The 25,135-nt window shown below is 64.0% G+C and carries 24 protein-coding genes; 7 read left to right on the plus strand and 17 right to left on the minus strand.

Going from position 1 to position 25,135, the window contains the following annotated elements:
• The first annotated feature begins 19 nt into the window (after positions 1 to 19).
• Both BLQ01_RS07380 and BLQ01_RS07385 read left to right on the plus strand, forming a co-directional pair.
• Positions 20 to 943, plus strand: coding sequence for a glycoside hydrolase family 43 protein (locus BLQ01_RS07380; RefSeq protein WP_091550839.1), 924 nt, complete (start codon positions 20 to 22; stop codon positions 941 to 943).
• Entirely contained in the window at positions 940 to 3,153 is a 2,214-nt protein-coding gene (locus tag BLQ01_RS07385; protein ID WP_091550840.1) for a hypothetical protein, read from the plus strand. The genes BLQ01_RS07380 and BLQ01_RS07385 overlap by 4 nt, the downstream gene beginning before the upstream one ends.
• Here BLQ01_RS07385 and BLQ01_RS22305 read toward each other — a convergent pair.
• The 14 genes from BLQ01_RS22305 to glyA form a co-directional block, all read right to left on the minus strand.
• Positions 3,150 to 3,302 carry a glycine zipper domain-containing protein gene (locus BLQ01_RS22305; RefSeq protein WP_172323851.1) on the minus strand — a complete coding sequence of 51 codons (153 nt, stop codon included), beginning with the start codon at positions 3,300 to 3,302 and terminating at the stop codon, positions 3,150 to 3,152. The two genes, BLQ01_RS07385 and BLQ01_RS22305, sit on opposite strands and share 4 nt — an antisense overlap.
• A gap of 23 nt (positions 3,303 to 3,325) precedes the next feature.
• The gene (locus BLQ01_RS07390) at positions 3,326 to 4,411 is read right to left on the minus strand and encodes a YihY/virulence factor BrkB family protein (protein WP_026542866.1); all 1,086 of its coding nucleotides are present in this window, start codon (positions 4,409 to 4,411) and stop codon (positions 3,326 to 3,328) included.
• Positions 4,338 to 5,015: a 2'-5' RNA ligase family protein gene (locus tag BLQ01_RS07395; protein WP_026542867.1), complete on the minus strand. Its 678-nt coding sequence runs from the start codon at positions 5,013 to 5,015 to the stop codon at positions 4,338 to 4,340. The genes BLQ01_RS07390 and BLQ01_RS07395 overlap by 74 nt, the downstream gene beginning before the upstream one ends.
• A 4-nt stretch (positions 5,016 to 5,019) precedes the next feature.
• The gene (gene trpS, locus BLQ01_RS07400; protein ID WP_026542868.1) at positions 5,020 to 6,129 is read right to left on the minus strand and encodes a tryptophan--tRNA ligase; all 1,110 of its coding nucleotides are present in this window, start codon (positions 6,127 to 6,129) and stop codon (positions 5,020 to 5,022) included.
• Positions 6,130 to 6,149: 20 nt separating this feature from the next.
• The gene (locus tag BLQ01_RS07405; RefSeq protein ID WP_026542869.1) at positions 6,150 to 6,983 is read right to left on the minus strand and encodes an exodeoxyribonuclease III; all 834 of its coding nucleotides are present in this window, start codon (positions 6,981 to 6,983) and stop codon (positions 6,150 to 6,152) included.
• A 10-nt stretch (positions 6,984 to 6,993) separates the two neighbouring features.
• Positions 6,994 to 7,560: a hypothetical protein gene (locus BLQ01_RS07410; protein WP_026542870.1), complete on the minus strand. Its 567-nt coding sequence runs from the start codon at positions 7,558 to 7,560 to the stop codon at positions 6,994 to 6,996.
• 139 nt (positions 7,561 to 7,699) lie between these two features.
• Positions 7,700 to 8,533, minus strand: coding sequence for an ABC transporter permease (locus BLQ01_RS07415; RefSeq protein ID WP_011773963.1), 834 nt, complete (start codon positions 8,531 to 8,533; stop codon positions 7,700 to 7,702).
• Positions 8,530 to 9,327 (minus strand): ABC transporter permease, encoded by a 798-nt coding sequence (locus BLQ01_RS07420; protein WP_091550842.1) that lies wholly within the window; start codon positions 9,325 to 9,327, stop codon positions 8,530 to 8,532. The genes BLQ01_RS07415 and BLQ01_RS07420 overlap by 4 nt, the downstream gene beginning before the upstream one ends.
• Positions 9,328 to 9,385: 58 nt before the next feature.
• Positions 9,386 to 10,315 carry an ABC transporter ATP-binding protein gene (locus BLQ01_RS07425; protein WP_026542873.1) on the minus strand — a complete coding sequence of 310 codons (930 nt, stop codon included), beginning with the start codon at positions 10,313 to 10,315 and terminating at the stop codon, positions 9,386 to 9,388.
• A 196-nt stretch (positions 10,316 to 10,511) separates the two neighbouring features.
• Complete coding sequence (locus BLQ01_RS07430; protein WP_051421675.1) at positions 10,512 to 10,832, minus strand: SHOCT domain-containing protein; 321 nt, start codon at positions 10,830 to 10,832, stop codon at positions 10,512 to 10,514.
• A 150-nt stretch (positions 10,833 to 10,982) separates the two neighbouring features.
• Positions 10,983 to 11,648, minus strand: coding sequence for a response regulator transcription factor (locus BLQ01_RS07435; protein WP_091550844.1), 666 nt, complete (start codon positions 11,646 to 11,648; stop codon positions 10,983 to 10,985).
• On the minus strand, positions 11,645 to 12,781 hold the full coding sequence (locus BLQ01_RS07440; protein WP_217638354.1) for a sensor histidine kinase: 1,137 nt from the start codon (positions 12,779 to 12,781) through the stop codon (positions 11,645 to 11,647). The genes BLQ01_RS07435 and BLQ01_RS07440 overlap by 4 nt, the downstream gene beginning before the upstream one ends.
• A 289-nt stretch (positions 12,782 to 13,070) precedes the next feature.
• Positions 13,071 to 13,964, minus strand: coding sequence for a bifunctional methylenetetrahydrofolate dehydrogenase/methenyltetrahydrofolate cyclohydrolase (locus tag BLQ01_RS07445; protein ID WP_091550848.1), 894 nt, complete (start codon positions 13,962 to 13,964; stop codon positions 13,071 to 13,073).
• 150 nt (positions 13,965 to 14,114) lie between these two features.
• Entirely contained in the window at positions 14,115 to 15,410 is a 1,296-nt protein-coding gene (glyA, locus tag BLQ01_RS07450; RefSeq protein ID WP_026542877.1) for a serine hydroxymethyltransferase, read from the minus strand.
• A 250-nt stretch (positions 15,411 to 15,660) separates the two neighbouring features.
• Between glyA and purU the strand changes: the two genes are divergently transcribed.
• The 3 genes from purU (at position 15,661) to BLQ01_RS07465 (ending at position 17,793) form a co-directional block, all read left to right on the plus strand.
• Positions 15,661 to 16,512 carry a formyltetrahydrofolate deformylase gene (gene purU / locus BLQ01_RS07455; protein WP_091550849.1) on the plus strand — a complete coding sequence of 284 codons (852 nt, stop codon included), beginning with the start codon at positions 15,661 to 15,663 and terminating at the stop codon, positions 16,510 to 16,512.
• A gap of 21 nt (positions 16,513 to 16,533) precedes the next feature.
• On the plus strand, positions 16,534 to 17,202 hold the full coding sequence (locus BLQ01_RS07460; RefSeq protein ID WP_091550851.1) for a class I SAM-dependent methyltransferase: 669 nt from the start codon (positions 16,534 to 16,536) through the stop codon (positions 17,200 to 17,202).
• A gap of 69 nt (positions 17,203 to 17,271) precedes the next feature.
• On the plus strand, positions 17,272 to 17,793 hold the full coding sequence (locus tag BLQ01_RS07465) for a gamma carbonic anhydrase family protein (protein ID WP_026542880.1): 522 nt from the start codon (positions 17,272 to 17,274) through the stop codon (positions 17,791 to 17,793).
• Positions 17,794 to 17,867: 74 nt separating this feature from the next.
• Here BLQ01_RS07465 and BLQ01_RS07470 read toward each other — a convergent pair whose 3' ends face one another.
• On the minus strand, positions 17,868 to 19,571 hold the full coding sequence (locus tag BLQ01_RS07470) for a flavin monoamine oxidase family protein (protein ID WP_175493366.1): 1,704 nt from the start codon (positions 19,569 to 19,571) through the stop codon (positions 17,868 to 17,870).
• Complete coding sequence (locus BLQ01_RS07475) at positions 19,568 to 20,998, minus strand: amino acid permease (protein ID WP_245232910.1); 1,431 nt, start codon at positions 20,996 to 20,998, stop codon at positions 19,568 to 19,570. The genes BLQ01_RS07470 and BLQ01_RS07475 overlap by 4 nt, the downstream gene beginning before the upstream one ends.
• Before the next feature lie 194 nt (positions 20,999 to 21,192).
• Here BLQ01_RS07475 and alr point away from each other — a divergent pair, with 194 nt between their 5' ends.
• Together alr and BLQ01_RS07485 are read left to right on the plus strand one after the other, a co-directional pair.
• On the plus strand, positions 21,193 to 22,440 hold the full coding sequence (alr, locus tag BLQ01_RS07480) for an alanine racemase (protein ID WP_254779277.1): 1,248 nt from the start codon (positions 21,193 to 21,195) through the stop codon (positions 22,438 to 22,440).
• Entirely contained in the window at positions 22,430 to 24,040 is a 1,611-nt protein-coding gene (locus BLQ01_RS07485; RefSeq protein ID WP_091550854.1) for a PucR family transcriptional regulator, read from the plus strand. Before alr ends, BLQ01_RS07485 begins: the two co-directional genes overlap by 11 nt.
• On the opposite strand, the gene BLQ01_RS07490 is transcribed toward BLQ01_RS07485, so the two are convergent.
• Positions 24,037 to 24,879 (minus strand): carbon-nitrogen hydrolase family protein, encoded by an 843-nt coding sequence (locus BLQ01_RS07490; protein WP_091550856.1) that lies wholly within the window; start codon positions 24,877 to 24,879, stop codon positions 24,037 to 24,039. The two genes, BLQ01_RS07485 and BLQ01_RS07490, sit on opposite strands and share 4 nt — an antisense overlap.
• Between the last annotated feature and the right edge of the window lie 256 nt (positions 24,880 to 25,135).

The raw sequence follows: 25,135 nt of genomic DNA on the forward strand, positions 1-25,135 counted from the left end.
GCCAGTCAAGGAGAATGCCGTGCCGCCCCTGCCCCTGGACCGGATCCAACTCCGGGACCCCTTTGTGCTGACCCAACCGGCCACCGGAAACTACCTGCTCTTCGGCAGCACGGATAAGAACATCTGGTCCGGCCAAGCCACCGGATTCGACTGCTACAGGAGCAGCGACCTGACCACGTGGGACGGCCCCTTCGAAGCCTTCAGGCCCCCACCAGGCTTCTGGAGCCAGGAGCAGTACTGGGCTCCGGAGGTCCACGAATACCAACGGCGCTACTACATGTTCGCGACATTCATCGGCCCCGGCCGCCTCCGTGGAACCCAGATTCTTGCCGCTGATAAACCTGAGGGACCCTATGAACCGTGGAGCGAGGGCCCTGTCACTCCCGCAAACTGGCAATGCCTGGATGGCACCCTTCACTTGGATGCAGAAGGAACACCGTGGATCATTTTCTGCCACGAATGGAAGCAGGTGCACGATGGCGCCATGATGGCCCAGCGACTCAGCGCCGACCTCCGGAATGCCGTGGGCGTTCCTGTTTTCCTCTTCAGTGCCTCGGAGGCGCCATGGGCGCGCGCCCTCGATGTTCCCTCCGTCCGTGACCGGGAATTCCCTGTTTTCGTCACCGACGGTCCGTTCCTCTTCAGGCTCAGCAGCGGCAACCTCATCATGCTTTGGTCCAGCTTTGGCGATGACGGTTATGCCATGGGCATTGCCCGCAGCGAATCCGGAACAGTGCAGGGGCCATGGGTCCAGGAAGCAGAACCGCTCTGGAGCACTGATGGGGGCCACGGAATGATCGGCCGATACCTGGATGGCAGCCTGTTCCTGACGCTCCACCAGCCCAACAAGACGCCCTTTGAACGGGCTGCGTTCTTCCCGCTCAAGGAACTCGAACACACCGTCACACTTGCCGGCACCGACCCTCCCGAAAGGCTGACATGACCCCTCCATCCCCTCCCATCGATCGCAAGGCACTGGTCCGGCGGCACAACGTCCGCCAGGACCAACTGGATCCACGCAGTCCCGTCTCCGTGGGCAACGGCGAGTTCGCCTTCACCATAGACCTCACCGGGCTCCAATCATTGCCCGAGCACTATCCAGTGGGGGCACGCGATGAACTGCCGCCAGGAACACTCCTGGGGACCCAGGCCCAATGGGGTTGGCACTCTGTACCCCCGCCCCACCCTTACGACCTCGCCGGCTCGACCGTCCTCTACGATTCACCCCGCGGCCCTGTCCCCTACGTGGACATGGTGGGTGAGATTGTGAACGATCGCGAAACGGACACCTCCCTGGCCGAAACCTGGCTCCGGGCCAATGCCCACCGGCTGGACCTGGGACGCATCGGATTCCGGTGGAGGGACCATCGAGGTGAACGTCCCCTCGAGCCGGCAGACATTGTTCAGACGGAACAAACGCTGGACCTCTGGACGGGCTCGGTCATCAGCCGGTTCACACTTGCCGGTCACCCCGTTAAAGTCACGACGGCGTGCCACCCGGACCGGGATGAGCTCGGCTTTCGCATCGAGTCCACTGCCCTTGCGGCGGGCTTGGTGGTGGGTATTGGCTTCCCGTACGGCTCCGAGGCATGGCATGACGCTGCGGACTGGACCCGGCCTGAGGCGCACACAACCACGCTCACTGGACCGTCCCCCCTGGACGAACATCATGGTGCTGCAGTGTGGACTGCACACAGGGAACTGGATGATTCCCGTTATCGGGCCATCATTACCGGACAGGACCTGGCGGTGGAACAAGCCGGGCAGCACCACGTGGTTATCGCCCTGGCAACGTCCGGGGCGTTGGCCGTACCAGTGCTGGACTTCTGTGTTGAGTTCCGGTCCGCCGGGGACGGCGACTGCATCCCGCGAGGCAACAACAGGCCCGCCGGCCACGCCGGGCAGCCGGCCGGCTCCGCAAAGGTGGGCAACGGCGTCGAACTTTCTCCCGCCGGTACCGTCATCGAAGCCTCAGCCGCCCACTGGGCGGCGTTCTGGTCCTCGGGCGGAGCGATCGAGCTCGATGCCACCGACGATCCGCGCGCCAAGGAGCTGGAACGCCGGATTGTGCTGTCCCAGTACCTCACCGCGATCAACTGTTCGGGGTCTTTGCCGCCGCAGGAAACAGGGCTGGTGTGCAACTCGTGGCGTGGCCGTTTCCATCTGGAAATGCACTGGTGGCATGCGGCGCACTTTGCGCACTGGAACCGGGTGGAACTTCTGCTCCCGTCCTTGCGGTGGTACTCCACCGTGCTGGAGACCTCGCGGCAGACAGCCAAAGCGCAAGGTTTCGACGGCGTCCGCTGGCCCAAGCAGGTAGGTCCGGATGGGCGCGAGAGCCCCAGCCCGATCGGGACATTTTTGATCTGGCAGCAGCCGCACCCCATCCACCTCGCCGAGCTGGTGTACCGGGCCAACCCGGGCACGGAGGTGCTGGAGGAGTTCGCGGAGATCGTTTTCGAGTCAGCCGCCTTCATGGCAGGCTTTGCCCACCCCAGCCCGCGCGGCTTCGAACTGGGGCCTCCCCTGATTCCGGCCCAGGAAAGCTACGGCTCAATCCGGTCCAAGGTCACCAATCCCACCTTCGAACTGGCGTATTGGCAGTGGGGCCTGCGGACGGCGTCAGAGTGGCGGGAAAGGCTGGGGCTGGAACCTGTTGCGGCATGGTCCGAGGTAGCAGATGGCATGGTCCCACCACGGGTGGTGGACGGCGTGTATGCCGCGATCGACGTCGAGCCCTTCACCATTCGCACCGACCACCCCTCCATGCTGTGCGCCCTCGGGGTCCTTCCGCAGACCGACCTCATTGATCCGGCACTCATGCGGGCCACACTGTCCGATGTCTTGGCCGACTGGGACTGGGGCAGCACGTGGGGTTGGGACTATCCGGTGATGGCCATGACTGCCGCGCGGCTTGAGGATCCGGAAGCCGCCGTTGATGCGCTGCTCCTGGACGCCGGGAAGAACACCGTCCTGGCCAACGGCCACAACCGGCAGACGGACTCATTGCCGCTGTACCTTCCCGGTAACGGCGGACTCCTGGCCGCTGTGGCCCTCATGGCGGCCGGCTGGGACAACGGACCGGAACGGCAAGCACCGGGGTTCCCCGCGGACTGGACCGTTGCCTGGGAGGGGCTGGTGCAGGCTCCCTAGCTGCGGCGGGGGCCCACTGCTGCGCCCACGAGGGCCCCCAACCCAACCCCGATGAGGATGCCCAGGAACGGTGAATTGAAGATCAGCTGGCCAACGATCAAACCGACGGCAGCGCCCAGAAGGCAGCCGATCCACAGTTGATTGTTCATGGCGTCTCCCGGGGTAGGTGGTCTCAGGTGCGGGGAATGACTCTGCGGGACCCCAGGACCTTTTTGCGCGGAGCCTCCCCCGATTCAGTATCGGCCTCGCGAATGGCCGACCACGACGCCGACACCAGATACACCTGGCTCACCAGGTTGAACCAGATCAGCAGGCCGATGATGATGGCAAAGGAAGCCAGCACCGGGTTGTTGCCGGAGCGGGCCAGGAGCTCGGTGCTGAAGAACTGCAGGACAGTGGTCCCCACGCCTGCGAGCACAACCCCCTCCAGGAACGCGCGGCGCCCCAATTTCAGGCTGCCTGCGATCCTGAACAGTACTGCCGCCGTCGCGCAGTTCAGGAGGAGGGGAACCACGATCTTGACCGTGGAGGCGATGGGCGCGGCCACTGCCTCATCGAGCTTCAGCAGGGCGATGAACCAGTCGGCAGCTGTTCCAAAAATCAGGGACGCACCTGCACTGATGATCAGGATGACGCCCAGCAACACCAGGGTGCCGGCATCGATGAGTTTCTGGAGGAGGCCGTTGCGCATGAGCGGATCAGCGTTCATTACCCCACGGAGCCCCTCCCTGACGCTGGCAATCCAGCCCAGGGAGGTGAAGATGGTGACGGCTGCGGCAATCAGTGCTGTCCAGCCGAGTCCGGAGGGGTTCAGGAGCGTTTGCGGATCCACCAGGCCTTCGCCGCCATTGACCTGCAGGAGCCCAGGCGCTGCGGAAGCCACACTGCCGATGACAGCGTCTTCCAGCACTGGGTTGCCGCCCAGGACAATCCCTGCGATCGCGAAGCCCGTGGTCAGCAGGCCCGTCACGGAGAAGAACATGTTGAACCCGATGCCTGCACTCAACAGAGGCCCATGCTGGCGCGTGTAGTGCTGGAAGGCACGCATGGCCCGAATGGTGTTCAACCTGGCCATGAAGAGGGCGAAGAAAGCACCCGCCTTCTTCGGCAGGCCTTCACCTGCGCGCTTGGCGTGACCCCAATCCTGCCTCTTGCGAAGCAGCTCAAGTTTGAGCTTGGCCAGCTCAGTTGGCAGCGGAGGAACGTCCGCCTGTGTGGCGTGAATCCGCTTGCTGTTCTTCGTCAGTATCGCCGCCAAAGTCGAGCTCTTCCCGTAGCTGCCATATTCCATTGGTGTCGTGCTCGTAAAGTCCCATGCTAACCACAGGGAAGGTGGCCCGGTAATCTCTGAGCACCGTTTCGGCCTCATCCAGGTTTTCCTGGGCAACATCATGCGCCACAGTGACGTGCGGATGGTACGGGAAAGGCAGCAACCGTTCGAGGGGCCCGGATTGAAGTTTCTCGTGCAACTGCACGCACTCCTCAAAGCCTTCTTCGACGTTGACGAACACCACAGGTGAGACCGGGCGGAAGGAACCCGTGCCCGAGATGGTGATGTGGAAAGGCTCCTGGGTCCGGGCTACTTCGCGGACATGTTCCCGGGTGGCCGCCCAGTCCTGGGTGGGCGTCGTGGTGATCAGGGTGATGTGGGCGGGAATGACCTCGGCCATGGGGTCGCCGAACGAGGCACGCCATTCCTGCAGTTCGCGGGCGATCTCAGGTGGAAAACCAAGGATGACGCCAACACACATGGTGCTGCCGTCACCGCAGTCGGCGCCGGTGGCACCGCTCTGGCGAGAGTCGTCCGGACCGACACCCTTGCGGGTGTCGGTCTTGACGTTGAGCCGGCCAGCAGAGCACATGGAGTTAGCGGACTCCCAGGTCGCGGTGGGCATCTCCGCGGTAGGGCAGGAAACCGACCTTGGAATAGACATCGGCCAGGGTTGCTGAGGCGATTTCACGTGCCTTGTCTGCGCCGAGAGCCAGGAGACGGTCCAGTTCCGCAGGATCTGCCAGGAGCTCGTTGGCCCGTTCCCGGATGGGTGCCAGATGGCCGGAGACGAGTTCGGCCAAGTCAACCTTGAGGTGCCCGTACATCTTGCCCTGGTAGTCGGCCACGATCTTCTCCACGGGAGTTCCACTGATGGCCGAGTAGATGGTCAGCAGGTTCGAAACACCGGGCTTGTTCTCGCGGTCGTAGCGGATCTCGGTTTCGGTGTCCGTGACAGCCGACTTGATCCGCTTGGCCACCGTCTTGGGATCATCCAGGAGGTTGATCAAGCCGGCGGGCGATTCCGCGGACTTTGACATCTTGGCGGTGGGGTTCTGGAGATCGTAAATCTTGGCCGATTCCTTCTGGATGAAGGCCTCGGGCACCTGGAACGTCTCTCCGAACCGGCTGTTGAACCGGTTGGCGAGGTCCCGGCTGAGTTCCACGTGCTGGCGCTGGTCTTCACCCACCGGCACACCGTGCGGCTGGTACAGGAGAATATCGGCGGCCTGAAGGATGGGGTAGGTGAACAGGCCAACGCTTGCGTGGTCCGAACCCTGCTTCTGCGCCTTGTCCTTGAACTGGGTCATGCGGGCCGCTTCGCCCATGCCGGTGATGCAGTTCAGGACCCAGGCGAGCTGGGCGTGCTCGGGGACCTGGGACTGGACGAACAACGTGCACTTGTCCACGTCCACACCGCCGGCGATGTACTGGGCAGCTGTCACACGGGTGCGCCGCGCAAGTTCTGCCGGATCCTGCGGGACTGTGATGGCGTGCAGGTCCGGGATGAAGTACACGGCGTCATACTCGTCCTGCATCCGAACCCAGTTGACCAAGGCGCCGAGGTAGTTGCCCAGGTGCAGGGAATCGGCGGAGGGCTGCATTCCGGAGAGAACCCGGTGCTTGGCGCCGACGGCGAGTTTGGTGGACGTGCTGGTCTGCGGCGCGGCCACAGTGCCGGTTTCAGTGGTGATGGAACTAGTCATTGAGGAATACCTTAGGAAGCTTAGAGCCGGTAGTCGACTACCAGCGGTGCATGGTCGGAGAAGCGGGTGTCCCACGACGGCGCCCGGTCCACGACAGCCGAGAAAGCGGCCGCTGCGAGGCCCGGTGTGGCCAGGTGGTAGTCGATGCGCCAGCCTGTGTCAGTGTCAAAGGCCTTACCGCGCTGGGACCACCAGGTGTAGGGGCCGGCGACGTTTCCTGCCAGGCCCCTGTGGACATCCCTCCAACCGATTTCTTCGCCGAGGAAGCGGTCAAAGTAGGCGCGCTCCTCCGGAAGGAAGCCGGCACGCTTGACGTTGCCCTTCCAGTTCTTGATATCCAGTTCGGTGTGTCCGACGTTGAGGTCACCCACCACCAGGGCGTGGTCGCTGTGCTTGGCGAGTTCCGGCAAGCGGACCGTCATGGCGTCGAGGAAGCGGAATTTATCATCCTGCTTGGGGGTTCCGACTTCTCCGGAGTGCACGTAGGCGCTGACGACGGTCAGCGTGGCGGGTTCCCCGGCGGAGTTCTTGACGGCGTAGTCAGCTTCAACCCAGCGGCCTGAGGTGTCGAAATAGGAATCGCCGATCCCAATGCGCGTGGCGGTGGGCTCTTCGCGGGAAGCAATCGCCACACCGGCCCGGCCCTTGGCCTCAGCTTCGGTGTGGAGGATGTGCCAGCCTTCGCCGATCAGCTTCCTGACGATGTCATCAGGCGCGCGGACTTCCTGCAGGCAGAGAATGTCAACATCGCGCGGCTCCAGCCATTCCGCCATGCCGTTCTTGTAGGCAGCCCTGAGGCCGTTGACGTTAACTGACGCGATGCGAAGGAAGTCCTTCTTCAATGCCGTACTCACCCGGTCCACTCTAGTCGATGATGGTGCCGGCTACGGGCTCGTCGGAGCCGCCGGAGGACTTGATCATGTCGCGCGCATTGGTAGCTGTAATGGCAATGGTTTCCAGCGCGCGGTTGATGGTGTCCTGATTGGCTGCACCGCCCTTGGCCCGTTCCTCGTCCACTACGCGGACTTGGACCTGGACGATCTTGAACGAGTGGTCCAGCTTGAGGTCCCGAACCTCGTCGGTCTTGCTGCGTTCGGCGACGACACGGGTACCCCCGTTGTCGGCGGTGGACGACGACGGCGCGCGGCCGGCTGCGGCGTTGAACGCATTTTGCGCTTCGGTCAGCTTTGCGCCGGCACGCTGCGCGGCCCTGCGGATGCTGAGCACCACGAAGGTGGCCAGGGCAAGCCAACCGAAGGCCACTACTGCGACGACCCAACCCACAACATCGTTCTGGTTGGCCGCGAAGATCACGGCTACCAGGAACGCGATGATGACAACGGTCATCCCCAGGCCGCCAATGCGGAAGCCTTTGAACATGCCTTTGCCGGCGGGAGACGTGGACGGGTGCGGGTCACCGAGAGATTGCATGGATCCATTCTCTCAAACGCTCAAAGGTGCCTGCGCCAGCTTCCACGGACGGCGAACACCAGCCCCCAAGCCCCGGGTTTTTGTACAGCTAATGCCCCCAAGACGCCTCTTTCGGGGCATTAACTGTACAAAAACTCCATCACTTAAGGAACAGCTGGCGCAGCCTTCCGGTGGTCAGCATGATCCCCAGCGCGATCATCACCACGTAGTAACCCACATGGATGGCCGTGGCAGGGCTGAAGGAGCCCACGCTGATCTGCCGCAGCAACTCCACCCCGTGCCAGAGGGGCATGGCCTGGATGAACCACTGAATCACCTGCGGGTAGACGCTGAGCGGGTAGAACGTGGCACTGAACAGGAACATGGGCAGGAGGAAGAAGTTGATCCAGTCCATTTGTTGGAACGTCTTCATGAAGCTGGTGATGCCCATGCCGAAGCTCGCGAAGCCAAAGGCGATCAGCACCGAGGCAGGAATGACCAGGATGGCCCACCAACTGGTGAGCAGCCCCATGACACCCATCACGGCGGTGAATCCCGTGGCGTAGAGCAATCCGCGCAGGAGGGCCAGGAAGATCTCGCCGATCGCCACATCCAAGGGCCCCAGGGACGTGTAGAGCATCCCTTGGTAGAGCTTGGCAAAGTTCATCTTGAAGAAGACGTTCCAAGTGGAGTCGTAGATGGCGCCATTCATGGCCGAGACCGCCAGGAGTGCCGGGGCAATGTAGGCGGCGTAACTGATTTCCTCACCACCAGGGCCTTGCACGGTGCCCACGATCGAGCCCATGCCCACGCCCATGGCCAGCAGGAACAGCACCGGCTCGAAGAATCCGGACACCATCACCAGCCAGGTGCTGGACTTGGCTGCCATGAGCCCCCGGCCTACCACTGCCTTGGCGTTGCGGGAGTACAGCGAACCGAACTTTCGCTCACGGGCAAGGTCCGTGGCGCTGTGCCCGCCTGTGAGGACACTCATGAGCCCATCCTTTTCACGAATTGGCGGCGCACCATGATCCAGCCGACGGTGGTTGTCGCCAGCAGGAACACCACATGGGTGATGGTCAGCAAGGGATTCTGGTCCATCCCGTGGGTGAAGACCCGGCCCAGCTCCGTTCCATGCCATACCGGTGAGATCCAGCCGATCCAACGCACCGCGATGGGAAGGGAATCCAGCGGGAAGAACGTCCCGGAGAAGAGGAACAAAGGCATGACGATGAAACGCTGCACCAACGCGAATTGCCCTTTGTCTTGCTTGATGCTGGCAGCATAGGCCATCAGCGGCAAACCAAAGGACAGCGCCGCAACTGTTGCCACAACGGCAGACACCCAACCCCAAGGGCTCGGCGAAGCTCCGAACAACGCCACCACCACGAAGTAGACCACGGACTGCAGGAGGAACCTCAGGGTGCTGGCCATGATGTGGCCGCTGGCGATTTGCTCGGGAATCAACGGCGAGGCGTGCGGGCCGTAGAACACGCGGCGCCACTTGAAACCGTCCATGATGGGGTAGGAGAACTCCCCCGATGCCGTCATCACCGCCGCGGAGACCAACAATGCCGGAGCCACAAACTCCAGATAGCTGACACCTCCGAACGCTGCCTCGCTGTTGGCGTCCACCAAGCTGGCCAGTCCCACGCCCATGGCAAAGAGGTACGCCACCGGTTGGCCCACGCTGTACAGGATCACGGACCACCCGTAGTTGCGCATGACGCGGAGCACCTGCTCCGCGTAGAAGAAGGAACCCCATCGCCGCGCCCTGGCCGCCGACACCTCAGGTGAGTGGGCCCGCAACGGTTGCGCCGCCGTCGTAAATGGTTTGTTTGGTGAGTCAGTCAACGAGGCTCCTGCCGGTCAGCCGCAGGAACACGTCCTCCAGCGATGAGCGGCGCACCAGCGAGGTCATCGGATGCAGCCCACGGGCAGAGACCTGCTCCAGCGCGGCCTCGCCGTCGTGGGCGTAGATCAGCACGCGGTCAGGCAGTGTCTCCAAACGCTCGCCAATGCCTTGGAGCTCGACGCCGATGGTCGCGTTCCGCTCGGATCCAAACCTGAGTTCAAGTACTTCACGCGAAGAATGCTCGCGGATGAGGGTCGCCGGGGACCCCTCGGCCATGATCCGGCCCTTGTCCACTACGATCAACCGGTCGCACAACTGCTCGGCTTCATCCATGTAGTGCGTGGTGAGGATCAGCGTGACGCCGCTTTCCTTCAGCCGGAACAGCCTGTCCCAGAGGATGTGGCGCGCCTGCGGATCAAGGCCGGTGGTGGGCTCATCCAGGAGCAGGATCCGGGGCTCGTTGATGAGGGACCGGGCAATCGTGAGCCTGCGCTTCATGCCGCCTGAGAGGGCATCGACCTTGGAATTGGCTTTATCCGTCAGCTGCGCGAATTCCAGCAGTTCATCGGCCTTTGGCTTCAAATAGCTCAGGGGCAGGCCGAAGTAGCGCCCGTAGACGATCAGGTTCTCGCGGACTTTCAACTCTTCGTCGAGGTTGTCCTGCTGCGGAACCACGCCAAGGTGTGCCCTGACCTCAGGGCCGTTCGATTCGGGGTCCAGGCCCATGATGGTCAACGAGCCGGACGTTCGCTGGGACACGCCACCGATCATTTTCATGGTGGTGGACTTGCCGGCGCCATTGGGGCCAAGCAGCCCGAAGGACTCCCCCGCCGGCACGTCGAAGGAGATGTTGTCCACGGCAGTGAGCTCACCATAGGACTTGGTGAGGTTCCGGGCGCTGATGACGAAGGGGCGGTTCATGCCGACGCTGGCTTGCGGGGACTCTGACGGTTTCGATGACTGTTTTGATGACGGTTTTGATGACTGTTTTGATGACTGCGTCGGAGAGCGGGTTGCTTCATTGTGCACCCTCAGCAGACTAGTAGCGCCCACCGATATGTGAAAGGGCTCTTGCAGATATTCCTGCATGAGCCCTCTCGATTCCGTGGAGTTCCGGTCAGCCGGCTGGCTGCGAGCGCAGGACCTCCAACCGCTGCCTGAACTCGGTTTCGTCAATTTCTCCTCGGGCATACCGCTCACGGAGTACGCCCTCTGCCCCTTGCGTTGCGGCCCAGTGATGGTTCCTCCGCCACGTCCTCCGGGCGAGGAAAATGAACAGGCCGATCACAAGAATCCAGAACAACGGGAACAACAGGAAGAACGGCCACGCTACGCCGTCTCCCCACGGCCCGTGCATTGCGACGGCGGCCGGTACCTGTGCCAGTGTGCTCCCCGATGTTGTGGTCGCCCCGATGATGGAAGTCAATGCGGTGAACATGTCGATGATCCAAACTCTCTCCGCCGGTGCCGGCGCGAACCGTCTTTCGGCTCTGGTTCGAGTCTGCCGATCGGCGGGCGGCGTGGCGTCCGCCGTCGGGAGTCACCTTGGGAGGCCCCGCTACTCCCGGTGGAGTCGCCTGTGAAGGGATCAGCTGCTCCAGCCGGGCTTCACCAAACCCGACTCGTAGGCGAGGACTACCAATTGCGAGCGGTCGCGGACCATCAGCTTGGTCATGATGCGCGAAACGTGGGTCTTGGCGGTCAGTGGTGTGATGAAGAGCCGCTGGGCGATCTCGGCGTTGTTCAGGCCCTCTCCCACCAACGCCAGGACTTCGCGCTCACGTTCGGTCACCTGTTCCAGCGGGATGACCTTCGCCGCAGCCCGGCTTTGCGAGGCAAGCTGGGCCATGATGCGCCGCGTCACCGAGGGCGAGAGCAGTGCGTCTCCGTCGTGGACTACCCGGACAGCCCGGATGAGCTCGGCCGGCTCGGTGTCCTTCACCAGGAACCCTGCCGCGCCGGACCGGACGGCCTCGGCTATGTACTCATCGAGTTCGAAAGTGGTGAGGATGATGATGCGGGTACCGGCCAGCTCAGGGTCGCTGAGGATTTCCCGGCCTGCGGCAAGTCCGTCCTGGTCCGGCATGCGGATGTCCATGAGGATGACGTCCGGTTTGTCGCGGGCAGCCAAGCGGACAGCCTCGCGACCCGTCCCCGCCTCAGCCACAACTTCCATGTCCGGCTCGGCGTCCAGGAGTGCGCGGAAGCCCGCCCGAATGAGTGTTTGGTCATCGGCGAGAAGGATGCGGATCACGGCGTGTTTCCTTCCGGTTCAGTCGGCAAGCCGGCGTGGACTCGAAGGCCCGGGTCCAGTTCATGGAGGGTGAGCGTACCGCCCAAGGCCGACGCCCTCTCCCGCATCCCCGTCAGGCCGTTGCCTGGGGCCGCGCCGCGCATGCCACCGCCGTCGTCGTCTATGGTCACGGTCAGCAGCCCGGCGGCTTCAAGGATACGCACGACGGCGGATTGGGCGCCTGAGTGCCTCCCGACGTTGGTGAGTGCTTCCTGGATGATCCGGTAGGCGGCTTCCTGCACGGCCGGGGTGATGGCGCCGTGGTCGGAGTTGTCCTCCAGTGTCACCTGCAGGCCGCCGAACCTGGCGTTTTTCACGAGACCGGGGATTTTGGCCAGGCCGGGACGGGCTGCCGGCGCCAGCGGGACGTCCTCCCGCAGCACGCCCAGGAGTTGCCGGACCTCTGTGAGTGACTCCTTGCTGGCGGCCTTGATGGCTTCCAGGGCCGGCCTGAGCTTCCCGGGATCGTCGGCGCCAACATGCAGCGCCACCGATGCCTGAACGTTGATCATGGAGAGCGAATGGGCAACGACGTCGTGGATGTCCCTGGCCAGGGTGAGCCTGTATTCGTCGCGCTCGGCCTTTTGTGCTTCCGCGCGGCGCCTGCGGAATTCGGCCAAGCGTTCGCTCCGGCGCCGGAAACCCTGCCCGATCAGCACAAGGATCGCAGCCCACGCCACGCCTGCGGAGGCCCGCACCGCCCAGTTGGGGTCCCCCGAGAGGAGGGCAGCAGTGATCACCGCGGCCGCAGCGATCCCGGCCCCCGTCCACGCTTGCCAGCGCAGGCCTGCCGCTGCCGTCAGCACGATCCCCAGCGCCAGGGACAACACCACCGGTCCCCACGCATAGCCCAAAGCCAGGTAGGTCCCTGTTGCCAGGAGAGCGACCGGGAGCATCACCTGCGGGGCACGCCTGCGGAAGGCCAACCCTGCCGGTCCAGCCAGGAGCAGGAGGATTGCCAGGGCGTCCAGGGGCCGGGGCGCTTCCTGGCGGCTGGCGGAAAACAACGTCCCCACCACTTGGACCACTGCCACAGTGATGACGATAAAGCTCGTGGGCGGGCCGGCGAATCGGCGCTGGCCCGGGAATGGCACGGACCCCGAACGCCGTGGGGACCCCGCGGGCCTGGACTCCTGTGGCCAGGACCCCGCGGCTCTGGACTCCTGTGGCCCGGACTCAGGGAATCGGGGCTGCATACACAGAGCCTAGCTGTGCTCCACGGGTGAGTCGTCGGGTTAAAGGAGCAGCCCGCCTACTCCCGGAGGAGTACGCGGGCTGCGGAGCATGCGGGGCCGTTTCGGGGGTTCCCTGCAAAAGCTGCCGTGCGCACGGCATCTCCTGCAGCTTGGCCCCGAAACGGGCTCCGGATGAGTTCGGGGGAACCTAGGCGATGCCTGCCTGACGCTCAGCACTTTCCACGACGTTCGCGAGCAGCATGGCCCGGGTCATCGGACCCACGCCGCCCGGGTTCGGGGACAGCCAGGCGGCGACGTCGGCAGCTGCCGGGTCCACATCTCCGGTGACAACAGCCTTGCCGTTGCCGTCGTCCACGCGGCTGACGCCGACGTCGAGCACTATGGCGCCCGGCTTGAGGTCTTGGGCCTTGATCATGTGCGGCACACCGGCAGCAGCGATCACGACGTCGGCCTGCTTGAGTTCCGCCGGCAGGTCCACCGTTCCGGTGTGGGCAAGAATGACCGTGGCGTTGACTTCCTTGCGGGTCAGCAGCAGTCCGATGGGGCGGCCGATGGTGACGCCGCGGCCAACCACCAGGACACGCTTGCCCTTGAGCTCAATGTTGTGGCGGCGGAGCAACTCCACACAGCCCTTGGGCGTGCAGGGCAGCGGGGACTTCATCTCGCCGTTGACGTTGGCCACCAGGCGGCCAAGGTTCATGGGGTGCAGGCCGTCGGCATCTTTGTCAGGATCCATGGCTTCGAGGATGACGTCCTGGTCGATGTGCTTGGGCAAGGGAAGCTGGACGATATAGCCGGTGCACTCAGGGTTGTTGTTGAGCTCGCGGACAACCTCCAGGAGGTCTTCCTGGCTGATGTCTTCGGGGAGGTCGCGGCGGATGGACTGGATGCCAACCTCTGCGCAGTCCTTGTGCTTGCCGCCGACGTACCAGGTGCTGCCGGGGTCCGAGCCCACCAGGATGGTGCCCAGGCCCGGGACGATTCCCTTGGCGGCGAGGACGGAAACGCGAGTGGTCAGTTCTGCCTTGATGGCTGCGGCGGTGGCCTTGCCGTCAAGGATCTGTGCGGTGGACTGTGTCATTCCATCTGCTCTTTCTGGTGGGTGACCTGTGTGGAGAAGTCTCGTAGGAGGCTCATGCCAACGGGACCCGCCGCCGTAGGTATGGCGGCGGATCCCGTTGGCTCCGGGTCAGAGCCCGGGTGGTGCTTGTCTATCCGCGGAAAATGCGGATTACCACTGCTCGTGCTGCGGGTACAGCGGGAAGTCAGCGGCCAGCTTGTCAACGCGTGCCTGGAGGGCTTCCACGTCCGTAGCCGAACCGGCCTTCAGCGCGGCGGCGATGATCTCGGCAACCTCGGTGAACTCGGCAGCACCGAATCCGCGGGTAGCCAGGGCAGGGGTACCAATGCGGAGGCCGGAGGTGACCATCGGCGGGCGGGGGTCGAACGGAACAGAGTTGCGGTTCACGGTGATGCCCACCGAATGCAGGAGGTCCTCGGCCTGCTGGCCGTCCAGCTGGGAGTTGCGGAGGTCAACCAGCACCAGGTGAACGTCGGTGCCGCCGGTGAGGACCGAGACGCCGGCTTCGGCGACGTCGGACTGGTTCAGGCGGTCGGCGATGATCTTGGCACCCTCGAGCACGCGCTCCTGGCGTTCCTTGAACTCCTCGCCGCCAGCGATCTTGAAGGCAACGGCCTTCGCGGCGATCACATGCATGAGCGGACCGCCCTGCTGGCCCGGGAAGACGCTGGAGTTCAGCTTCTTGGCCCACTCCTGCTTGCCCAGGATCACACCGGAACGGGGGCCGGCCAGGGTCTTGTGGACCGTGGAGGTGACGACGTCGGAGTACGGCACCGGGCTGGGGTGCAGTCCTGCTGCAACCAGGCCCGCGAAGTGCGCCATGTCAGTCCAGAGGAGTGCGCCAACTTCATCGGCGATCGAGCGGAAGGCAGCGAAGTCGAGGTGGCGCGGGTAAGCGGACCAGCCGGCGATGATGACCTGCGGCTTCTCGGCAATGGCCTGCTCGCGCAGCTTGTCCATGTCGATGCGGAAGTTCTCTTCTTCAACCTGGTAAGCGGCTACGTTGTAGAGCTTGCCGGAGAAGTTCAGCTTCATGCCGTGGGTCAGGTGCCCACCGTGTGCCAGGGACAGGCCAAGGATCTTGTCGCCCGGGGTGATCATGGCGGAGAGCGCAGCAGCGTTTGCCTGTGCACCGGAGTGCGGCTGGACGTTGGCGTACTCGGCGCCGAACAGTTCCTTGACGCGGTCGATGGCGAGCTGCTCAGCGACGTCGACGTATTCACAACCACCGTAGTAGCGGCGGCCCGGGTAGCCCTCGGCGTACTTGTTGGTCAGGACGGAGCCCTGGGCTTCCATGACGGCGCGGGGGGCGAAGTTTTCGGAGGCGATCATTTCCAGGGTGCCGCGCTGGCGGCCAAGTTCCTGGTTGAGGACAGCTGCGATCTCAGGATCGAGATCAGCGAGCGACTGGTTGCTGACAGACGCGGAAGTGGTTGAGGTAGTCACGGAGATCTCCTGGCTAGGCAACGGGTGGTGCTACAGGTCAGGCTACCGGCAGCAGCATTCCCGCGTCCCCTTGGTTACGGCCGTTTGATGCGGCAGGGAGCGGTCACGTGCGTGCAGCGGTAAGACATGACCCTCGGCCCAGGCGTACGATCCGTGGTCTTCATGATTGCCGCTCCCTGGTGGTAGTCCACCCAACGCCAGTTGCGACCCGTTAACAGTACAACAACGTGGCACAGGTAGGCTTGATCGTGTGACTGACTCCACCGCTTTCGTTATTACACTCTCCTGCCCCGACCGCCCTGGCATTGTCCACGCGGTAGCCGGAGCCCTCCTGGGGTCCGGCTGCAATATCGCCGACTCCCAGCAGTACGGAAGCCCCAGCACAGGGAACTTTTTCATGCGGGTGGAGGCCACGACGTCGTCCTCCCAGGAGGAGCTGACCGCAGCGCTCCGGCCCGTGGCCGAATCCTTCGGCATGACCTGGAAGATCAACCCGGTTGGTGAAAAGGTGCGCACCATCATCCTGTGTTCCAAGGATGCGCACTGCCTCAACGACCTCTTGTTCCAGCAGCGCACCGGCACCTTGCCTATCGAGGTTCCCGCCATTGTGTCCAACCACCGTGACCTGGAGTCGTTGGCGGAGTTCTACGGCATCCCGTTCCACCACATCCCCGTGACGCCGGACACCAAGTCGCAGGCCGAGGCACAACTGCTGAAGCTGATCGCCGAACACGACGTGGAACTGACCGTCCTGGCACGCTACATGCAGGTCCTCTCCAACGATCTGTGCACGGAGTTGAACGGCAAGGCCATCAACATCCACCACTCGTTCCTCCCCTCCTTCAAGGGCGCCAAGCCGTACCACCAGGCCCACGCCCGCGGTGTGAAGATCATCGGCGCCACCGCCCACTACGTGACGGCAGACCTCGACGAGGGCCCGATCATCGAGCAGGAAGTCATCCGCGTTGACCACGCGCGAACCGCTGCCCAGTTCGTCCAGATGGGCCGCGACGTCGAAGGCCGCACGCTGGCCCAGGCTGTCCAGTGGCACGCTGAACACCGGGTACTCCTCGATGGCACCCGCACCGTGGTGTTCAACTAGCGCTGCTCCTATGCTGAGGGTATGCGGGGCATTCCTCACGCCGAGCACGAGGCTGATTTGGCGGTCTACTACGACCGTCAGGCGCCTGTCCGGAACACCCGCGCGCTCACGCCACACCGTGTCGAGTGCAGAGAATGGTTCATCCGGCTCCTGAAATCCGAGCACCGTCACTCGTTGTTCGAATTGGGGTGCGGCACGGGCATTGAGGGCCTGGAGTTTGTCCGCGCCGGATTGCACTACACCGGGGTGGACCTGTCCTCTGAGAGCGTCCATCTGGCACGCTCGGCCGGATTGGAAGCTACCGTTGCCAGCGGCCGCGGCCTGCCGTTTCCGGATGCTGTCTTCTCAGCCTCATGGACCATGAGCACCCTGCTCCACGTTCCCAACAGCGGAATTCACGACGTCGTCAGCGAACTTGTGCGGGTCACCGCACCAGGTGCGCCAATCGCCGTCGGGCTCTGGTCAGGTGCGGATGATGAGGTCCTGAACCCGGAAGACCTGGAGGAACCGCGGCGTTTCTTCAGTCGCCGTAGCGATGACACCGTGCTCAGGATTTTCGGCGGGCATGGCTCGGTTGAGCATTTCCGGACGTGGCCTGAGGGTGTGGGCGCGGAGTCCGGGCCGGGCGCGGGCAACTGGGTACAGCACTACCAATTCCTGGTCCTCCGTACCCCGGCCCCAACCAGGTGACAGCAAACGTCCCACTGACGGCCCATAGCGACGTTTGCTGTTACCCAGTTGGGAAATAAGCTGGGCACCATGGCTCCCTCTTACACTTTTGCCGGGGACACCCCGGCCATCCATGAATCCGCCTTCGTGGCACCCACCGCCTCCATCATCGGCAAGGCCACCTTGGCGCAGGACTCCAGCGCCTTCTACGGCGTCTCCGTCCGCGCGGACACAGCTGCGATCAGCGTCGGCGCAGGCTCCAACCTCCAGGACAACGTGGTCCTCCACGCCGACCCCGGCTTCCCCTGCACGGTCGGCGAGCGCGTCTCCGTGGGGCACAGCGCCGTAGTCCACGGCTGCACGGTGGAGGACGACTGCCTGATCGGCATGAGCGCAACCATCCTCAACGGCGCAGTGATCGGCACGGGCTCGCTCATTGCCGCCGGCGCCGTGGTGTTGGAGGGCACGGTCATTCCCCCACGCTCCTTGGTGGCCGGCGTACCTGCCAAGGTCCGCCGGGAACTCACCGATGAAGAGTTCGAGGGCGTGAAGCACAACGCCGCGCACTACAAGGAACTCGCGGCGGCGCACCGGGACATGCACGCCTCTTAACGCGTAATGCGAGGCCCGCTCTGCATCCTAACTTGGGAGTTTAGGGTGCAGAGCGGGCCTCGCAACGTATAGAACTAGTCCAGGGAAATCGGGCCGAGCTCGTCCAGGAGGTCGCCCGGTCCAGGGTTTGAAGCAACGGAAGAACCGCCCAGGTGGTTCACCACGCCCCACACGGCGTTGAGGCCTGTGGTCACGGCGCCCTCGGCCCAGCCGGCGGTGAAGGACACGTCATCGCCGGCGAGGAAGATCCCGCGCTGGTACTCCGGCAGCTGGTCCTGCTTGAAGTGCGTGAACAGGCGCTGCTGGTAGCGGTAGTGACCAGGCAGGTTTGCCTTGAAGGCACCCATGAAGTTGGGGTCGGCCTCCCAGGAAACGGTGATCGGCTGCCCGATGATGTGGCTCGCGATGTCCACTCCAGGATAGATCTGTTCCAAGGAGTGCAGCATGAGCTTCACCCGCTCCTCGGCAGTCAGCGCCAGCCATTTCAAGGCGTCGTCGTTCCATGTGTAGGACAGGAGCATCACGGCGGGCTTGTCCGGGCCGTCGTCGAGCAAGTACGTGGCCCGGTTGAGGCGGTCGGTGAGCGTCATGGACAGGACCTCGCGCCCGGTCTCCGGGTCAATGTCCTTCCAGAACGGCCGGTCCACCATCACGAACGTCTTGGACGACTGCATGTAGTGCGAGCGCTCGATCGCGGTCCACAATTCTGCCGGGAACAGCGCTTCCTCGGTGTGGATACGGGTGGACAGCAGCCAGGACTGGCAGGTGGTCACCACGGCCTGGTAGGTGGCTTCGCGTCCCCAGTTTTCGCGGACCAGGAGGTCTCCGTTCTCCGCGCGGCGGATGTTGTCCACGGCGCCCCGCGGCGAACCGCTGTGGAGCGATGACAGCGAGGTGCCTTCGGGCCAGTAAGCAAGGTTCGACGGCGCGTGCTGCCACAGTGCCTCGGGCAGCCTTTGCGCTCCTCCCGCAATGGAGCGGTGCTGGTCATCGGCGTCCGTGTAGACAACCCGCAGGATTTCGAGGATGGAGTTGGGGAAGTCAGTATCCCAACCGCCCGTGCCGAAGCCCACTTGGCCGAACGCTTCACGGTGCGCGAAGCCGGCTTCCTTGAAGGACTTGCTGGCGGCGATAAAGCCGTAGAAGGTCTGCTCATCGAGTTCCGGCAGGAGCGCGTTCCAGAGTTCCTTGATGCGCTTGGTGTCGCGGGCCTTGATGGCTTCCTGCATCTGGGCGAAGGCCGCGCCATCGTTGACTGCAGCCTTCCAGGCGTCGGCCACTTCGAGGAAGAACTCCGGAAGTTCGTCCGCCGTGGTGGCGTAGTGCTTCTTACCGGCGAGTTCGATCACCGTTGAGGACGTGGCGGGGGCCATGGGGTTGGGGAACTCGTTGGTATCCAGGCCCAGCAGATCCACGTAGTGGTAGAACGCCTTGCCGGAGACGGGGAATCGCATGCCGCCAAGGTCTGCCACCACGCCGGGAGCCGAGGGGAAGCTGGCAGTCCGGAGGCGTCCACCGATCTGGTCAGCCTCGTAGATCACGGGCTTGAGGCCAAGCTTCATCAGTTCATAAGCGGTGACGAGCCCGGACAGGCCGGCCCCGATGATGGCCACTTCCGTACCGTAGAGCTCCTCGGGAACGGAGCCCAATCCGTCGGGGTGTGCCAGGTAGTGGTCATAGCTGAACGGGAAGTCCGGATTCAGCATGGTGATGGGGGCACCCGTTGCGTCAGGGACTCCGGGTTCCTCGATCAGGGGGAGTTCTGTGGCGATGGTCATGACTTTGCTGCTTTCACAGATTCCGGGCTCACGGCCCTGGTGGTCAGTTCACGATAGTCCTGCTCGCTGAGCGCGGCTACCTTGGAGTTCCGGCGTCCATAGCCGAAGTAGATGGCGATGCCCACCAGCATCCAAACACCGAAGGTGATCCAGGTGTCGGCGCCCAGGTTGAGCATCAGGTAGGCACACATCAGCGTGCCCAGAATGGGGGTGATCGGGTACAACGGGACCTTGAAGCTCCGTTCAAGGTCAGGACGGTTGCGTCGCAAGTAGATGACTGCAACGTTGACCAGTGCGAAGGCGAAGAGTGTGCCGATGCTGGTGGCGTCAGCCAACGCACCCAGCGGGACCAGGCCGGCGGTGAGGGCGACGGCGGTTCCGATGATCAGCGTGCCGGCAACCGGAGTGCCGGTGCGGCGGGAGACGCGTCCAAAGACCTTTGGCATCATCCCGTCCCGGGACATGGAGAGCATGATGCGGGTCTGGCCGTAGAGCACGGTCAGCACGATGCTGGCGATGGCCAGCACAGCGCCGATGGAGAAGACCAGGGCAACCCAGGGCTGGCCGGTGAGCTCATGCAGGATCTGGACCAAGGCAGCTTCTGTCCCGTCGAACCAGTCCCAGGGGCGGGCACCGATGGCTGCCACGGCAACCAGGACATAGATAGTGGTCACGATCACCATGGAGAGCATGATGGCTCGAGGCAGATCGCGCTTGGGGTTCCTGGCTTCCTCGCCGGCTGTGGAGGCGGCGTCAAAACCGATGTAGGAGAAGAAAACACTGGACGCTGCTGCGGACACGCCGGCCGCGCCCATGGGCAGCAGCGGCTCGAAGTTCCCTGCGTTGAAGGCAGTGAATGCCACGGCGCAGAAGAAGATCAGGATGCCCACCTTGACCATGACGATCGCCGTGTTGATCCAGGCGCTCTCCCGGGCACCCCTGACCAGCAGGACCATGGCCAGGATCACGATCACCATGGCAGGGACGTTCACCAAGCCACCGTCACCTGGCGGCTGGCTGATGGCATCGGGAAGGAACTGGCCGAAAGCGGCCAGGGTTTCATTGACATACTGCCCCGCGCCGACGGCGACTGCTGCCACGGAAACGGCGTATTCGAGCACAAGGCACCAGCCGCAGATCCACGCCATGCCCTCGCCCATGGTGGCGTAGGAATAGGAGTAGGACGAGCCGGCCACCGGAACAAGGCCGGCCATTTCGGCGTAGGACACGGCGGAGAGCAGCGCAGCCAAACCTGCGATCACAAAGGAGATCCAGATGGCGGGGCCCGCCAAAGGCACGGATTCGCCGAGGATCACCAGGATGCCGGTGCCCAGCGTGGCGCCGACGCTGATCATGGTCAGTTGGAGGACGCCGAAGCTGCGGACCAGCGGCGTACCGCCCTCACCGCTTCCTGCTTCGCTGACCATCTGGCCAATCGGCTTGCGGCGCAGCAGCTGAGCTCCCAGGCTCGGCCTCGTGGCGCTCACCGCCGTTGTATTTTCGGTGTTCACAGGCACGGTCACCCTTGACGTCCCTTCAAAGTAGTTTCGATTTCCCCTCCACAAGACTGGCATGTGAGCCACCTCTCACCATGGTGCAAAATGACCTATAGTGTTCAACCATGAGACGTAATGCACACTATCAAGGAGCCGCTTCAGCGGCCCTCTCGGGACAGGTCACCGTGGACCTGTCCGCGATTTCAGACAACATCAAAGCCTTGAAGGCACGCACCGCAGCGCCGCATTTCATGGCCGTCGTCAAAGGCAACGCCTATGGCCATGGACTCATCGACGTAGCCCGCACCGCTGTAGCCGCGGGGGCCGACTGGCTCGGAACTGCCCAGCTCAGCGAGGCCATCGCCCTTCGCAAAGCCGGCATCAGCACCCCCATCCTTTCGTGGCTGTATCTGGCATCCCAGACGAGTTCGGCCATCCTTGAGGCACTGGAAAACGACATCGATGTTTCCCTCGGAAGCGTCAGCCAACTTGAGGTTCTGGCAGGCATCGCACAGCGGGTGGGCCGGCCCGCCGTCGTGCATCTTGAACTGGACAGCGGCCTGAGCCGCGGAGGAGCACGGAAGGAAGACTGGGCAGAACTTGTGAGGCAGGCACGCCTGGCCGAACTGGACGGCACGCTCCGCGTCCGGGGGCTCTGGACCCACTTGGCCTGGGCCGACGTTCCTGCCCACCCGGGCAACGCCACCGCCGTGGCCGAGTTTGAGGACGCTGTGCGGGAGGCCCGGGAAGCCGGCCTGAATCCCGAACTCCGCCATGTTTCCAGCTCCGCCAATATCCTTGACCGGCCCGAATTCCACTTCGACATGGTTCGGGCAGGACTGGCCATCTACGGCCTGGCACCTGCGGACCACCTGAACCCGGCTGACTTTGGACTGCGGCCGGCACTGAGTGTGACGGCACCGCTGGTCATGGTCAAAAAAGTTCCGGCAGGCACCGGCGTCAGCTACGAACACCAAGCCATCACCTACGAACCGCGCTACCTCGGACTCATTCCACTCGGCTACGCGGACGGCATCCCCAAGGGCATCAGCGGGAGGTCAGTGGTGAACATTGCCGGCCGCAGTGTCCCTGTGATCGGCAAGGTGTGCATGGACCAGTTCATGGTGGACCTGGGTCCTGATGCCTCAGGGATCAACGTCGGGGACACGGCAGTATTGTTCGGCGACCCGGCCAGCGGGGCGGCGAGCGCCGACGATTGGGGCGCCGCGATCGGCAGCCACGGCGACGAAATCATCAACAGGATCGCCCCGCGCCTTCCGCGTGCCTACGCAATCGGTGCCGACCAGAACGCCGCCTACCAGTGCCCGGACTACCAGGAGCCGGCCGACGCCGGGCAGGGCAATGTCGCCTGAGCCCGCCACCTCCCGCCTGAGTTTCGTCACGCTCGAACAGTTTGTTGAGCAGCTGCCGCCGGAGTTGAGAATGCTTCACGACGGCGGCAGCGGCTCGTCGCTGCTGCGGTGGGTGGAACCCAGTGAGCTCGAAGATCCCACCCCGTACTTGCCAGAGGGTGAGTTCCTGTTGACCGCCGGGCTGCCCTTCCTGGGGAAGGGTGGCTCGGCGGCAAAGGTGGACGCCTATGTGCGGCGGTTGGTGGAGGCGAAGGTTGCTGCGCTGGGTTTTGGCATCAGGCCCTACTTCGACGCCGTCCCGGACGTCCTGCTGGATGCGTGCCGCCAGCACAATCTCACGCTGTTCGAGGTTCCCGAGTCGGTTCCGTTCGCGGCGATCGGGTTGGAGTTCTCCCAGCTCCTGGAGACCGACAACGCGAGGGTCTTTCGGCAACTGGCAGAGACCAACCGTCAACTCATGCGCGCGGTCCTCTCCCCCAGGCCTGAACACGAGCTCCTGGCAGCACTGGTTCAGCGGGTCCCTGTGTGGGCCATCCTGGTGGGTGCGGACGGGCGGGTCCGGGCGCGCGGGCACAGTGCCGGCGGCAGCACCGGCGTCGAGCATTCCTTGTTGGCGCCGATGCTGGAGCGGCTGCTGTCCGGCAGCGGTCCGCGCGTGGAGATGGACGGCTTCGAGGAGGCGGGCTCGTCCTTGGTGGTTGGACATCCGCTCCGCAGTACCAAGGATGCAAACCTTGGCGCGCTTATCCTTGGCTCGGATACTCCGTTGACGCCTGCCCAGAACAACGTGGTGCAGTCGGCCGTGGGGCTGTTGGAACTGCTGGTGCGGCAGAGAACCAGCGGCTCGCTGGCTCCCAGCCAACTGGCAACAGCGGTGCTGCTCCATCCGGATTCGCTGGCTTCCGGCTCAACCAAACAGCTCAATGGGCTCAAGGACCTGCTGGCCCAGAGCTTGTCCTCCACCAGGTCCGGGCAGATGCGCGTGGTTCAGGGCATCAGGGTGGAAGGCGCAGCCGACGACGGCCCGGTTCGTGAGCTGCTGCAATGGCGGAGGCTGTTCGACACCAAACTGGTGGAGATCACCGAGTACGGATTCGCGGCGATAACCCGGCTGAAGGTGGACGACGCTTTGCTGGCCGACATCGAGAAACTGGGATGGCGCCTGGTGATAGGCGAACCCACCGAGCTGACGGGCCTGACCGCTGCCTACCAACGGGCCACGTCACTGCGGAGCCGGGTGTTGACCACCGGCAAGAGCGCGCGCGTGGACGAAGTGACGTGGTCAGTTGCCGGGCTTCTGGGACGCGAAGCCGGAACCATGCTTGCCGGACGGCTCCTTGGACCGGTGTTGTCGCTGGAGGCGGACCGGCGCGATCCGTTGCTGGCCGTCCTGCGCGGTTGGCTTAGCGAAAACGGCAGCTGGGACGGTTCGGCCAAACTCCTTGGGCTCCACCGGAACAGTGTCCGCCGGCAGATCGGGGTCCTGGGCGAACTGCTGGACATGGACCTCAACCAGGCACAGGTGCGGGCCGAGCTGTGGTTCGCGCTCCAGTATGTGGAGGAGTTGATGCAGGCAGGGGCAGACGGGATGGTCGCCTAGCTGCGCTGGTCCCATTTCCCGTAGAGTTCCGGCCGGCGTTCGCGCAAGTACGGGACTTCCTCCCGCGCCGCTTTCACCGTGTCCGTGCCGACCTCCGCGAACAGCAACGTTGGGGAATCCCCCGCCGCGGCAAGCAACGATCCATCCGGCCCGGCAACCACGCTGCCGCCCAGGAAGTTGTACACATCCTCGTGCCCCGCGTGGTTGGCATAGGCCACATTCAGCTGGCTTTCCAAAGCGCGGGCACGGATCAAGACCTGCGGCACGTTGTCGAACCCGGCCGACAGGGCCGTGGGAACGAGCAGCAGTTCAGCGCCGCGGGTTGCTGCTGCCCGCACGGCCTCCGGGAATTCGACGTCGTAGCAGATCAGCATGGACGTCCGGATTCCGTTGAAATCCACGACGGCGGGAGGTTCTTGGGCGGCGACGAATGCCTTGTGCTCCTCCGGACCGAAGAGGTGCACTTTTGCGTAATTGAGGACCTCGGCACCGGAGTCGTCCAGCAAAGTAGCCGTGATGTGCCAGCGGTTTGCAGCGGCAGCCGGCTGCGCGCCGTCGTCGTGCGCCGGCAGTTCCGTACTGACCGCCGGAAGGCTGTAGACCAACCCGATCCCATGCGTCCGCGCGATCCCGGCCAGGCGTTCCCGGATGTCCGGAAGGGTTGCCGGGTCCAGCTCAGCGTGGAGGCGCAACGGCGCGTATCCAACAGGGAACAGCTCGGGAGTGAGCAGCAGGCCGGCGCCGGCCTGGGCTGCGCGCCGGGCGGCGTCGTCGATCGTTTTGAGGTTGGCGTCGACGTCCATGACGGAAGCATTCGCCTGCAGGACGGAGAGCAGCATCTTTACCACCTAGGTTTTCGCCTGGTACCGGCGCTCACGAGGATGCCGGACGTTTCTTGGTTCCAGACTAGGCCCGGCACGCCTGCCCAGGTTGGGGCATTTGGACCTGCACCCGCGCAAAGCGGGACGCATTGCCCGCATCTCTGGCGTTGATGGGCCCGCTCTGCAGGCAAATCCCCGCTCATAGCGTGCATAGCGGGCCCCGCAACGGGTACGTATCCCACGTTCTTGCGTTGGAGTATGTCGCGGAGAGTTG

It is taken from the genome of Arthrobacter sp. UNCCL28, from assembly GCF_900102805.1.
GTDB lineage: Bacteria > Actinomycetota > Actinomycetes > Actinomycetales > Micrococcaceae > Arthrobacter > Arthrobacter nicotinovorans_A.

Excerpts from the sequence above, each read along its gene's own strand:
- BLQ01_RS07385 (WP_091550840.1), top strand. The coding sequence starts at position 940 with ATGACCCCTCCATCCCCTCCCATCGATCGCAAGGCACTGGTCCGGCGG.
- BLQ01_RS22305 (WP_172323851.1), bottom strand. The coding sequence starts at position 3,302 with ATGAACAATCAACTGTGGATCGGCTGCCTTCTGGGCGCTGCCGTCGGT.
- BLQ01_RS07395 (WP_026542867.1), bottom strand. The coding sequence starts at position 5,015 with ATGTGCTCTGCTGGCCGGCTCAACGTCAAGACCGACACCCGCAAGGGT.
- trpS (WP_026542868.1), bottom strand. The coding sequence starts at position 6,129 with ATGACTAGTTCCATCACCACTGAAACCGGCACTGTGGCCGCGCCGCAG.
- BLQ01_RS07410 (WP_026542870.1), bottom strand. The coding sequence starts at position 7,560 with ATGCAATCTCTCGGTGACCCGCACCCGTCCACGTCTCCCGCCGGCAAA.
- BLQ01_RS07415 (WP_011773963.1), bottom strand. The coding sequence starts at position 8,533 with ATGAGTGTCCTCACAGGCGGGCACAGCGCCACGGACCTTGCCCGTGAG.
- BLQ01_RS07425 (WP_026542873.1), bottom strand. The coding sequence starts at position 10,315 with ATGAACCGCCCCTTCGTCATCAGCGCCCGGAACCTCACCAAGTCCTAT.
- BLQ01_RS07430 (WP_051421675.1), bottom strand. The coding sequence starts at position 10,832 with ATGTTCACCGCATTGACTTCCATCATCGGGGCGACCACAACATCGGGG.
- BLQ01_RS07445 (WP_091550848.1), bottom strand. The coding sequence starts at position 13,964 with ATGACACAGTCCACCGCACAGATCCTTGACGGCAAGGCCACCGCCGCA.
- BLQ01_RS07460 (WP_091550851.1), top strand. The coding sequence starts at position 16,534 with ATGCGGGGCATTCCTCACGCCGAGCACGAGGCTGATTTGGCGGTCTAC.
- BLQ01_RS07465 (WP_026542880.1), top strand. The coding sequence starts at position 17,272 with ATGGCTCCCTCTTACACTTTTGCCGGGGACACCCCGGCCATCCATGAA.
- BLQ01_RS07470 (WP_175493366.1), bottom strand. The coding sequence starts at position 19,571 with ATGACCATCGCCACAGAACTCCCCCTGATCGAGGAACCCGGAGTCCCT.
- BLQ01_RS07475 (WP_245232910.1), bottom strand. The coding sequence starts at position 20,998 with ATGGTCAGCGAAGCAGGAAGCGGTGAGGGCGGTACGCCGCTGGTCCGC.
- alr (WP_254779277.1), top strand. The coding sequence starts at position 21,193 with ATGAGACGTAATGCACACTATCAAGGAGCCGCTTCAGCGGCCCTCTCG.
- BLQ01_RS07485 (WP_091550854.1), top strand. The coding sequence starts at position 22,430 with ATGTCGCCTGAGCCCGCCACCTCCCGCCTGAGTTTCGTCACGCTCGAA.
- BLQ01_RS07490 (WP_091550856.1), bottom strand. The coding sequence starts at position 24,879 with ATGCTGCTCTCCGTCCTGCAGGCGAATGCTTCCGTCATGGACGTCGAC.